An 11,915-nucleotide genomic window follows, 5' to 3' on the forward strand; every position below is an offset into this window, starting at 1 on the left:
GCCTGTCAGTTTCCGATGGTCAGGTCGAACTGCTGGTCGAACCGGTGCAGGAATGCTGCGGTGGCGTCACGGTTGGTGGGGCTGAATGGACGGTAGGTGCCGTCCTCCCAGCCGGTGGAGAGCCCCGTCTGGGACATCCAAACCATGGCCTTGTAGTGCTGCATGTCCGCGTTGACGTCAACAAACGGAGAGGTTGCGGGCAGGTCAACTGCCGGTTCTCCGGCCATGCGGTAGAGGAAAGCAGCCATCGCGTCACGGGCGATCGGCTGTGTGGGGCGGAAGGTGCCGTCCGCCCAGCCCTGGACGATTCCTTCCTGCTGGGCCCACACGATGGCCTTGTAGTGCGCCTGACCCGGCGTCACATCCGTGAACGGGGAGTTCTCCGGAAGGGTCACCTCCGGTTCACCAGCCATGCGGTACAGGAAGGCAGCCATGGCATCCCGGTTGACGGGCTGCAGCGGGCGGAACTCGGCGGTCCCGGTGTCCTGGTTGACCCACCCGCGGGAGATTCCGTTCTGGGCCATCCACATGATGTGCTCGTAGTGCTGCATGCCTTCAGACACATCGGTGAAGGTCACGGTCTCCGATTCGGGGTCCACGGGAGTGGCCTGACCCAGGACGGAGTCGGTCAGTAGCATGGCCGTGCCTGCCGGTTCAACCGTCAGATAGGCCTGTTCGCCACCCAGGCGGGTGCGGTCAAAGGACACGGAAGCGGTGCCGCCGATCAGGCCATCCGCACCGCGGGTGGCCTCACCGCTGACCGGTGTCTCAGCAATCACCTCACCGTTGGCACCACCCTTGCGGATCTGCACTTGGCTGTTGGCCGGTGCACCCAAGGAGGTCATGTTGAGCTCCTTGAGGTCAAAACTCACCGTGTTGCCCTGGGTCTGAACGTTGGAGAGGTTCACCGCACGGCGGTCGAACTGCGGAGCCACCGGAGCCGAGGCAGAAGCCTCACCCAGGTAGTCGGAGAACACCTCACGGTCGATCCGGCCGGTGTCCGTGAAGTTGGTGCCTTCCGTGAAGGCGGTGAAGCCATCGCCACCATCCAGCAGGAAGGACACGGAAGCCACGGTGTAGGTGGCGGCCGGATCAATGGGCGCGCCATCCACCATGATGGAGGTGATGCGATCACCGGCGGGACGGGATTCGTCAAAGGTGTACTGCACGTTCTCCGAGAGCCCCAGGTGCAGGAACGCCCGCGATGCTCCGGCCGGCTGCCACTGCTGTTCCAGGACCTGTTTGAACTGGGCGCCCGTGAGATCGATGGTGTTCATGTTGTTGGCAAACGGCAACACGTTGTTGATCTCGGCCTCGGTGACCACGCCGTCGCGGTCGCCGTCGATGCTCTCGGCCGGGTTGTCCGCATAGTAGAACTCATTGCGGATGCCACCCGGGTTGATCAGGCCGATGTCCACTCCGTGGGAGTCGGCCAGCTCGTTGCGGAAGGCCTGGCCGATCAGATTGCCCAGGGCGGATTCGTTCTGGCGGTCATCGCGCACCACGGCTCCGGAGGAATTGGCGCCGAAAGCGGTGGTGATGTCCGCGGAGATCTCACCGGCGGGGGTGGAACCGATCTCATTGGCCACCGCCACGGCGGAGTCAACAATGGTGTTGACCTGGGCCACCCGTGGGTAGGCGGCCACCAGCTCGTCCTCGCTGCGTCCGGCCACAATCTGGGAGGTGGGTGTCAGGGTGCTGGTCAGGTCGATCGAGTCGGTGGTGGAATCGTAGGTGAAGGACACCTTGCCCACGTTCGCCCCGTAGGAACCGGTCTGCATGTACGCACGGTCGGGGGTGCCGTCGCCGTCGACGTCCTGGGTCAGGTTGTACTCCGCGTGGGAGTCCCCGCCAAAGATCACATCCACGTTGGGGGAGGTCTCCGTCCAGAACCGGTCGGTGGCGGCCTGGGCCTCCGTGGCGGAGCCGTCGTGATAGGCGGCCACAATCACATCAGCGGTGCCGTCCGCCTCCAGCTGATCGGCCACGGCGTTGACCTCTGCCACGGGGTCGGTGAACACCAGACCGGCGACGGCGGAGGGCGCCACCTTCTCCGGCGTGGCCTGCGTGACGGCCCCGATCACGGCAATGGTCACTCCGTCGCGCTCGAACAGGTCGTAAGCGCCGCTGCCGTCATGGCCCTCGCCTTCCATGAGCAAGGGGCCGTTGGCATCGCCCACGCGCACGTTGGCTGCCAGGTACGGGAAATCCGCGCGGTCCGTCACACGGCCGGTGAGGTCATCGCGGCCCTGGTCGAACTCGTGGTTGCCCACGGCAGAGACATCCAGGTCCAGGGCATTGAGCATGTCCAGGGTGGGGTTGTCCTGCTGGGAGGCGGAGGTGTACTCGGAGGCGCCGATGTTGTCGCCACCGGAGATCAACAAGGAGCTCTCCGTGCGCTCGGACTCAATGGCACCGGCGAACTGGACCGGTCGGGAGTCCAAGCGACCGTGGTAGTCGTTGAAGTACAGCAGGTCAATGGCGTTGGACGGTGTCTCATCTGCGTAGGCCGGGACCACAAAAGAGGTGGTGGTCAGGATTCCGGCCGCCAGGGCAGCGATGAACGACGGTGTGGTGCGACGGGACATGGGAGAGGTCCTTCGGTCAGTGGTGAGCTACGTGGTCACCGGTCACACATGCCCCGGTGTGGAGGCAGCGGGCAAGTTACCGGTTAGTTGGCCACATCACATCATGACCGAGTGAACCCCAGGTGACCAGAGGTTTTCCGGATACCCCTCAAGAACTTGGGAATGGAAAAGTGCCGCGAACCCAACGTTCGCGGCACTTTTCCGTTCCCAATTCACACGACGACGACGACGGCACCGGTGATGCCGGTCGGCCAGCTCATGCGTTTGCTCAGGCCAGGACCTGTCGCTTGGAGGAGATCACCCCGGTGTTGAAGCCGGCCAGGTGCAGGCCGCCGTGGAAGCGGGCATGTTCGATCTTCACGCACCGGTCCATGACCACGTTGAGCCCGGCGTCCTCGGCAATGGCAGCGGCTTCCTCGTTCCAGGAACCCAGCTGCAGCCAGAGGGTCTTGGCTCCGATCTCCACGGCTTCACGGGCGACTTCCGGGAGGTCGTCGTGCTTGCGGAACACATCCACCACATCCGGGACCTCCGGCAGATCCGCCAGTGAGGCGTAAACCGGTTGTCCCAGGACGTCCACTCCCTTGGCGGCCAGGATCGGGTTGACGAAGTAGACCCTGTAGGGGGAGGAGGACAGGAGGTAGGTGGAGACAAAGTAGGAGGCGCGGGCGGGCTTGTCTGACATGCCCACGATCGCCACGGACTGTGATCCGTGCAGGATGTTCAACCGTTCGGGGGCAGATGGCCCCACCCAAGTGCGTTCGCTGCTCATCACTTGCCTCCGTTCTGGGCAGGGGTGGTGGACGATGCGGTGCCGTCCCCGGTGAGCCCGGTGGCGGCTGTCAAGGCCTGGTCCAGATCCCACAAGATGTCCTCGGGATCTTCAAGGCCCACGGAAATGCGGATCAAGTCCTCACCCACGCCACCGGAGGCCAGCTGCTCCGCGGTCAACTGCTGGTGGGTGGTGGAGGCCGGGTGCAGCACCAGGGTCCGGGCATCCCCGATGTTGGCCAGGTGGGAGGCCAGTTGCAGGCTGCCGATGAACCGCGAACCCACCTCGCGTGCGCTCAAGGCGTCCGTGGCTGCCACACCGAAGGCGAAGACCGAGCCCACACCCTGCGGCAGGTACTTGGCGGCGCGCTCGTGATGCGGGTGGTCCGGCAGACCGGCGTAGTTCACGTAGGAGATGCGGGGATCCGTGTTGAGCCATTCGACCACCGAGCGGGCGTTGGCCACGTGGGCGTCCATGCGCTGCGGCAGGGTCTCCACGCCCTGCAGCAGGTTCCACGCGGACTGCGGGGCCAGGGCCGGTCCGATGTCACGCAGCTGCTCGGAACGCAGTTTGGTCAGGAACCCGTATTCGCCAAAGTTCCCCCACCAGCTCACACCGTTGTAGGAGGGGACGGGCTCGGTCATGGGCGGGAAGTTCCCGTTGCCCCAGTTGAACCGCCCGGATTCCACCACCACACCACCCAGGGTGGTGCCGTGCCCGCCCAGGAACTTGGTGGCGGAGTGGATCACGATGTCCGCGCCGTGCTCCAGCGGCCGGGACAGGTACGGGGTGTTCAGCGTGGCATCCACCACCAGCGGGATCCCGGCCTCATGGGCCACCGCCGCCAGGCCTTCCAGATCGGCGATCTCACCGGAGGGGTTGGCCACCAACTCGGTGTAAATCGCCTTGGTGGTCGGTGTGATGGCCGCGCGGTAGTCGGCCGGATCAGTACCGCGCACAAAGGTGGTTTCCACCCCAAAGCGCCGCAGGGTCACATCCAGCTGGGTGACCGTTCCACCGTAGAGCTGGGAGGAGGCCACCACATGGTCCCCGTACCCGCACAGCGCGGCGAACGTGATGAACTCGGCCGCCATGCCGGAGGAGGTGGCGACGGCGCCGATGCCGCCCTCCAGGGATGCAATCCGTTCCTCGAACGCCGCCACGGTGGGGTTGCCGATCCGGGAGTAGATGTTGCCGTACTTCTACAGAGCAAACAGGTTGGCGGCGTCGTCGGCGTCCTTGAACACGAATGAACTGGTCTGGTAGATCGGGACCGCCCGGGCGCCGTGTTCGGCATCCGGGGTTCCACCGGCGTGCAGGGCGCGTGTGCGAAACCCGAACTGGTGCTCAGCCATGCATTCCTCCTGTGGGATGGGTTGGTTGATTCTCTGATGTTCAGGATCGCCGAGCAGACATGACGTCCGCAATGGCATCCAGGGCTTCTTCGTTCTGCAGTGAGGAGCGATCACCCAGGGGCTGGTTGTGGTAGAGCTGGGCCAACAAGCGCCGGGTGATCTTGCCGGAGCGGGTCTTGGGCAGATCGGGGACCGCAATGACCTCGCGCGGTTTGGCGATCGGTCCGATTTCCCGGGTCACGTGGGCGCACAGCTCATCGTGCAGTTGGGTCGCGGACACCTCGGCACCGGCGGGCGTCAACACCACACAGGCCAGGACGGCGTGCCCGGTCAACGGATCCTCAACGGGGGTGGTTCCGGCCTCCACCACCAACGGGTGGGTGACCAGCGCCGATTCGATCTCGATGGTGGACAGCCGGTGCCCGGAGACGTTGATGACGTCATCCACGCGTCCCAGGATGTAGAGATCGTCGTCGTCATCCAGTCGGGCGCCGTCGCCTGCCAGGAACCATCCGCGCTCGCCGTACTGCTGCCAGTAGGAGCTCAGGTAGCGCTGCGGATCTCCCCACACGGTGCGGGCCATGGACGGGCCGATCTTGTCCACCACGGCCAACCCCTGGTGGCCCGTTTCCACCGGCTCACCGGATTCATCCAGCACCCGCACGGGGACCCCCGGAATGGCACGTGTGGCACACCCCGGCTTGGGGGAGGTGCCCGGGGTACCCGCCGCAAAGGTGCCCGGCGGGGCGAATTGCGGATAGTGCGGGCGCGGGGAGGCCACGCAGGACCCCGTCTCCGACTGCCACCAGGTGTCCACGAACGGCACCTGGTCTCGCCCGATCTGGGACCTCAGCCACCGCCACGCCTCCGGGTTGATGGACTCACCCACGGAGCCCAGCAGCCGGACGGAGGAGAAGTTGTAGATCTGCGGGATCCCGTGCGGGAAAGCCCCCATCAGGGAGCGGATCAGCGTGGGAGCCGTGTAGTAGTTGGTCACCCCGTAGCGCTCGATCACCTCAAAATGACGGCCCGGATGCGGGGTGTTGGGGGTGCCCTCGTAAATCACCTCGGAGACCCCGTTGACCAGCGGCCCGTAGATCTCGTAGGTGTGCGCGGTGACCCAGGCCAGGTCAGCCGTGCACCAGTGGACGGTGGAATCCACCTTGGCTGGGTCGTTGACCGTGGAGAGTTCATCGGGGCGCAGGGCGCCGTCGTCGTCGAGCGTGTCCGGGAGGAGGTCGAAGAGCAGGGCGTGCGTGTAGGCGGTCTGCACCAGGTATCCGCCCATGGTGTGCACCAGGCCATTGGGGCGGCCGGTGGTTCCGGAGGTGTAAATGATGAACAGCGGGGTTTCGGCGTCAAAGAATTCCGGGGTGTGGACGGTGGGGGCGTCCTTGATGAGGTCGTGCCACCACACGTCCCGCCCGGGGGTCCAGGGGACCTCGAGTTCGTCGTTGGAGCGGGCGCCGCGGGTCCCCGCTGCCAGTTGCTTGTTGCCGGGCCGGCAGGTTCGCCGAACAACGACGACGTGCTCGATCTGGTTGTCCCCGCTGTATGCCTCATCGGCGTTGACCTTGACGGGGACCACCTTGCCTCGGCGGTTCTGGCCGTCGGTGGTGACCAGGACCTTGGCGCCGGTGTCCTCCACGCGGAACTTCAAGGCTTCCGCGGAGAACCCGCCGAAGACCAGTGAGTGGATGGCGCCGATGCGCGCGCAGGCCAACGTCATGATCACGGTCTCCGGGATCACGGGCAGGTAGATTACCACGCGGTCGCCCTTGACCACACCCAAATCGGTCAAGGCGTGAGAGGCGCGGGCCACCTCCCGTTGCAGGTCAGCGTAGGTGTAGACCAACCTGTCGCCGGGCTCGCCCTCAAAGTACAGGGCCACGTGGTCCCCGCGGCCGGCCTCCACATGACGATCCACGCAGTTGTGGGCCACGTTGAGCTTGCCGCCTTCAAACCAGGCGATTTCAGGGACCGAGTAGGTGGGGTTGCCGTCCTGGTCCTCACCGATCACCTGTGGTTTCTCGAAGCGGTGGGTGGTGTGCCACGGTTCTGCCCAGTCCAGGCGGGATGCCTGGGCGGCCCAGAAGTCAATCCGGGCATCATCAGAGATCAACGCCGGATTGGGCGTGGGGTTCGCCGGATCGGAGAACGACTGTTCGCTCTGGTTGGTGGCGGCGGGCAAGCTCGAAGACATCAGCAATCACACTCCATCGGTCCTGGCATTAGCACCGAGTGCAGGCACCGCGGGTTGTGACGGTGCTGGCTGCAGGGTTGCTGCGGCGTCGACGAGCCAGGTCTCTTGAGCCGCTCTGGATGGGAACCACAGTCATTGAACTCTGAGTCCGGGGACCGGAGCAAATCAGTTCAGCGCCGAGTTCGCGCGGCACCTGCGTCGTCGTTATGCTGTTGAACCAGAACGATCATGAGTTCCGGCGCGTAGCCCTGGCTGGCCGGACGGCAACCCTCTCCCGTAGCGGGGTGCCCCAGGTGAGGATCGGGCCGCACGCAATACCGCGTGTGGCAAGTACGGCGTACCCAAGCGCTGGACCCGCAGGATGGTCACCGCAGGTGGCGCACGGGGCGTGGGTCTGAGCAGACTCCTAGGAGACCTCGCCTGAGCAAGCGGATTTCCCTCAACGCATTCGACATGACCTGTGTGGGCCACCAGAGCTTTGGCCTGTGGCGTCACCCGCGCTCGCGGGCCACCGAGTACAACACGATCGAGTACTGGACGGACCTGGCCAAGACCCTGGAGCGCGGCAAGTTCGATGCCCTGTTCCTGGCGGACGTGGTGGGGATCTATGACGTCTACAAGAACTCCGCGGCACCATCCATTGCCGACGGCGCACAGGTTCCGGTCAACGATCCCTTCATGCAGATCTCCGCCATGGCGGCAGTGACCAAGAGCTTGGGCTTCGGCGTGACCAGCGCTGTGACGTACGAGCAGCCCTACACGCTGGCCCGTAAGTACGCCACGCTGGACCACCTGACCCGCGGGCGTGTGGGCTTCAACGTGGTGACCTCCTACCTGGCATCGGCCGCCGAGAACCAGGGGCTGCCGCACCAGATCGAACACGATCTACGTTACGAGATCGCCGATGAGTTCCTGGACGTCTGCTACAAGCTCTGGGAAGGATCCTGGGAGGACGGTGCTGTGGTCAAGGACCTGGAGCGCGGTCTGTACGCAGATCCCAACCTGGTCCACCCCATCCAGCATTACGGCAAGCACTTCACCGTGCCCGGAGCCGCCCTGACCGAGCCCAGCCCGCAGCGCACTCCACTGATTTTCCAGGCCGGCGCTTCCTCCCGCGGCCAGGCCTTTGCCGGCAAGCACGCGGAGGCCGCCTTCATCACCGCCCTGCGCCCGGATCTGACCCGATACATGACGGATCGTTTCCGGGACAAGGTGGAGGACGCCGGCCGTGACCGGGACGACCTGAAGATTTACGCCATGCTCTCCGTCGTCGTGGATGAGACCGACGCCGAGGCCGAGGCCAAGTACCGCGACTATCTGCAGTACGTGAACCTGGAGTCCTCCCAGGCGATCATCGGCGGCTGGTCCGGGGTGGACCTGTCCCAGTTCGACGAGGACGAGGTGCTCAAGTACGTCCAGACCGAGTCCATCCAGTCCTTCCTGGCGCCCTTCACCATGCAGGACAAGTCCCGCGAGTGGACCCGGCGGGACATCGCCGCTCACTGCGCGATCGGCGGCATGGGTTCGGTGCTGGTGGGCTCCCCGGAGACCGTGGCGGATCAGCTGGAGACCTGGATCGACGACGGCGGCCTGGACGGCATCAACCTGGCGTACCACGTCTCCCCGGGCTCGTTCGAGGACTTCGTGGACTACGTGGTGCCTGAGCTGCAGAAGCGTGGGCGCTACCGGACCGAGTACGAGGGCTCCACCTTGCGGGAGAACCTCTACGGTGCCGGTCAGTCCAAGGTGCTGGACACCCACCCGGCGGCCAAGTACCGCGGCGCGTTCGTGGATGCACCCACCACGGCCAACACCCCGGCACGGGACCTGGCCCAGGCCTGACTCTTTCCCCTCCCGCTCCGCCGCGTAGGAGTCACCCACTTCTCCGCCGAGTAGGCCGTTTGATCGCTGCTGACTACGTCAGGGGCGATCAAACGGCCTACTCGGCGGGTGGGGATGAGGGGCTCAATCCTCCAGCATGTGGTTCGGCAGGCGGTTGCCCGGGGCGCGGCCGCGGATCTCCAACATGTCCCGGGCCAGCTGCCACAGGCGCTTGTCCTCATCCGTGACAGGTTCCCAGGCGGGGATGGGGATGGAGGTGCCTTCGTCGTCGCGAGCCACCATGACGGTGATGCAATTGGTGGTCACCGCCAGCTCCTGCCCCTTGGGATCCCCGGAGCGGACCTCCACCCAGATGTGCATGCCCTTGTTGCCGGTGTAAACCAGGCGGGCGTCCACCTCCACCATGTCCCCGATGTGCAGCGGCTGCAGGAACCGGATGCCGCCGGAGAACACCGCCACGGTGTCCTTGCCGCAGTAGCGTGTGGCGCACAGGTAGGCGGCCTCGTCCATCCATTCCATGACGATTCCACCGTGGACCTTCCCGCCCCAGTTCACGTCCGTGGGTGAGGCCAGGAACCGTAAGATCACACGCTCGGCCTCACCTTCGACGGCAGGGGATTGGGCAGCCAACAGGTCAGTGATCTCATCCCGGATGGGGATGCGATCCAGTGCGTACTGTTGTGCCAGTTCTTGCTCCAGGGTCTGCGGGGTGAAGGTGGGCACGGGAGTGGCCTTGCCGTCGTCGTCAACGGCCACAAAAATCACCAGGCAGCGGGCGCGTTCCTCGAACTTGCCGGATTTGGGATCACCTGAACGGACCACGGTGCTGACGTGCATGGATGAGCGGCCGGTGTGCAGAACTGTGCCGGTGACCTCCACCATCTCGCCAACCTGAACCGGGTAGCGGAAGTGGATGTTTCCCACGTAGGCCGTCACGCAGTAGGCGCCCGCCCAGGCGGTGGCTGCGGCAAAGGCGGCCTTGTCCACCCACTCCAGAACCCGGCCGGCGTCAACCGTGCCGGAATGTCCAAGGTCGGTGGGAGCAGCCAGGAAACGCAAGGTTTCGGTGTAGCGGCGGGGCACGGTGGAAGACGGCGTCTTTGCGGAATCCATGGGATTCAAGCTACCGGATGGTTGCTCAGTGGGCTGCTGAAGGGTGGTCGCGGTCAGGGGCGAACCGTGGGGAGTCTCGGGCGGGGACAGTGGTGGCGGATGGGAGGTTCAGGAACGCCAAAGGCCCGGTGACCTGCGATTTCTCGCTGACCACCGGGCCTTTGCCTAATGCGGAAGGTGTAGGATTCGAACCTACGGTACGGGGTTACCGCACACCGGTTTTCAAGACCGGCTCCTTCGGCCGCTCGGACAACCTTCCATGTACGTCAGTCGGCTCTCACCGCTTCGTACGAGGGAACACGTTAGCACAGTCCGCCGACGCTCTTGCAATACGGTTTTGCGTGAAGTTCGGTGACCCTGCTCACCGACGACGACGCACCCAACCCCCAGGAGAGACCCATGCGTGCAGTTGTGGACACCACCCCGGGTGGACCCGAGGTATTGACGGTCACGGAGCAGCCGGTCCCCACCATGCGACCTGATGGCATCCGGATCCAGGTGACGGCTGCCGGTATCAACCGGGCTGACGTGTTGCAGAGAACTGGTAATTACAAGATTCCTGAGGGTGCCTCCAAGATCTTCGGCCTGGAGGTCTCCGGCATCGTCACGGACGTCGGCCCAGACGTTGACCCGGAGAGCAACGTGAAGGTCGGGGATCCGGTGTGTGCCCTACTGGATTCAGGCGGATACGCGCAGGAGGTGGTGGCCCCAGCCACCAACGTTGTGCCCGTCCCCGAGGGGACGGATCTTGAAGAGGCGGCCGGCCTGCCGGAGGTTCTGGCCACCGTGTGGTCCAACATCTTCATGGAGGCCCAGGCAAAACCTGAGCAAACTGTCCTGGTTCACGGCGGTTCCGGTGGCATCGGCACTGCGGCCATCCAGATGTGCCGCGGATTCGGCATGACGGTCTTGTCCACGGTCAGCGGCCAGGCCAAAGCGGAGTACGTCCAGAGCTTGGGTGCTGTGCCCATCCGCTACGACCTCCAGGACTTCACCCACGCTGTGCAGGAACTCACCGACGATCGCGGTGCTGATGTCATCCTGGACGTGGTGGGCGCCAAATACCTGGAGTCGAACCTCAAGGCCCTGGCCAAGGACGGGCGTCTGGTGGTGATCGGACTGCAAGGCGGCCGCCGCGCGGAGATTGATCTGGCCAGTGTCATGGGACGCCGTCTGCACTTGATGGGGACCACCTTGCGCGCACGCCCGCAGGATCAGAAGGCGCAGATCATGGCCCAGGTGCACCAGCACGTATGGCCTCTGGTGGAGCGTGGTGACATCAGAGTCCGCATTGATCGGCGATTCAGTCTGGAAGACGTGGCACAGGCGCACGAGTATTTCGACTCAGGCACCCACATGGGCAAGGTCCTGCTCATCCCATGAGAAAGTGCTGCACCTGGTGGCTTCAACGCCGGCGGTCACGGTGCCACAGGGCGGGAGTCCACCACGACGGTGGGCCGCGGCCCTGTGGCGGCACCGCGTCTGAAAACCTGTGGGCACCGAGTCTGAGAACCTGTGGGTACCAAGTCTGAGAACATGTCTGCACCATGGGATTTTTTACAGAGCACCTGGCAAGCCGCCGGGATCAAAAGGAACTGGGCCAGGGCGTTTGGCGGCGGGCGCATGATCGGTTCCGTCGCGGGTTGGACCGGTTCCACCAGGTGCTCGAGCAGATCCAGGACCAGGACCTGCTGGCCCAAGTGGTGCCGGTGGCCAATGACCTTGCGGATCTTCTGCCCAGGGTGCGCCAGATCTGCGTGACCACCCAGGGCTTCGCCCCAGATCAGAACCAGGAGATCCCGCATTCCGACGGCGGATGGTTGCACGATCTCCACCGTGAACTCTCCCGTGCAGGCAACGACCTTGCCCAAGCCGCCGAAGCCCTGGCTATGGCCCGGTTCCGCAGCCCCGGAGTGGATGCCGTACGCGCCAATGAACTCAGTCTCTCCGCTCTCACCCGCCGCACCGACGCCGTGACTGAGCGCGTTCAGCGTGCCGAAAACCTTCTGCGCTCTCACGGCTTCTGACCGTTGAGATCGGAA

7 protein-coding genes, 1 tRNA gene, 1 pseudogene and 2 riboswitches are annotated in these 11,915 nt (G+C 64.9%); of the genes and pseudogenes, 3 read left to right on the top strand and 6 right to left on the bottom strand.

Translation table 11 applies throughout. The features are described 5' to 3' along the window. Positions 1-5: 5 nt before the first annotated feature. From L979_RS03940 to L979_RS03955, 4 genes and pseudogenes are all read right to left on the bottom strand, one after another. Complete coding sequence (locus L979_RS03940; RefSeq protein ID WP_047689467.1) at positions 6-2,588, bottom strand: 5'-nucleotidase C-terminal domain-containing protein; 2,583 nt, start codon at positions 2,586-2,588, stop codon at positions 6-8. A 268-nt stretch (positions 2,589-2,856) separates the two neighbouring features. After that, positions 2,857-3,360: a CoA-binding protein gene (locus tag L979_RS03945; protein WP_047689470.1), complete on the bottom strand. Its 504-nt coding sequence runs from the start codon at positions 3,358-3,360 to the stop codon at positions 2,857-2,859. Further along, positions 3,360-4,715, bottom strand: a pseudogene (locus tag L979_RS03950) (O-acetylhomoserine aminocarboxypropyltransferase/cysteine synthase family protein). Before L979_RS03950 ends, L979_RS03945 begins: the two are co-directional and overlap by 1 nt. 40 nt (positions 4,716-4,755) lie before the next feature. After that, positions 4,756-6,918 carry an AMP-binding protein gene (locus tag L979_RS03955; protein ID WP_052209451.1) on the bottom strand — a complete coding sequence of 721 codons (2,163 nt, stop codon included), beginning with the start codon at positions 6,916-6,918 and terminating at the stop codon, positions 4,756-4,758. Positions 6,919-6,928: 10 nt separating this feature from the next. Continuing rightward, positions 6,929-7,044, bottom strand: a riboswitch (SAM riboswitch). Positions 7,045-7,142: 98 nt separating this feature from the next. Further along, a riboswitch (SAM riboswitch) is annotated at positions 7,143-7,257 on the top strand. An 81-nt stretch (positions 7,258-7,338) separates the two neighbouring features. On the opposite strand from L979_RS03955, the gene L979_RS03960 reads away from it, so the two are divergent. After that, positions 7,339-8,760: an LLM class flavin-dependent oxidoreductase gene (locus L979_RS03960; protein WP_047689500.1), complete on the top strand. Its 1,422-nt coding sequence runs from the start codon at positions 7,339-7,341 to the stop codon at positions 8,758-8,760. 123 nt (positions 8,761-8,883) lie between these two features. Here L979_RS03960 and L979_RS03965 read toward each other — a convergent pair whose 3' ends face one another. Both L979_RS03965 and L979_RS03970 read right to left on the bottom strand, forming a co-directional pair. Next, a complete protein-coding gene (locus L979_RS03965) occupies positions 8,884-9,873 on the bottom strand; it encodes an acyl-CoA thioesterase (RefSeq protein WP_052209453.1) in 990 nt (329 codons plus the stop codon). 171 nt (positions 9,874-10,044) lie between these two features. Further along, a tRNA-Ser gene (locus L979_RS03970) sits at positions 10,045-10,132 on the bottom strand. Between the two features lie 140 nt (positions 10,133-10,272). Here L979_RS03970 and L979_RS03975 point away from each other — a divergent pair. Both L979_RS03975 and L979_RS03980 read left to right on the top strand, forming a co-directional pair. After that, on the top strand, positions 10,273-11,256 hold the full coding sequence (locus tag L979_RS03975; protein WP_047689505.1) for an NAD(P)H-quinone oxidoreductase: 984 nt from the start codon (positions 10,273-10,275) through the stop codon (positions 11,254-11,256). A 278-nt stretch (positions 11,257-11,534) separates the two neighbouring features. After that, positions 11,535-11,900, top strand: coding sequence for a hypothetical protein (locus L979_RS03980; protein WP_231559383.1), 366 nt, complete (start codon positions 11,535-11,537; stop codon positions 11,898-11,900). Positions 11,901-11,915 lie beyond the last annotated feature (15 nt).

Origin of the sequence: Kocuria sp. ZOR0020, assembly GCF_000800955.1 — a bacterium.
In the GTDB taxonomy this organism is placed as follows: Bacteria; Actinomycetota; Actinomycetes; order Actinomycetales; family Micrococcaceae; genus Kocuria; species Kocuria subflava.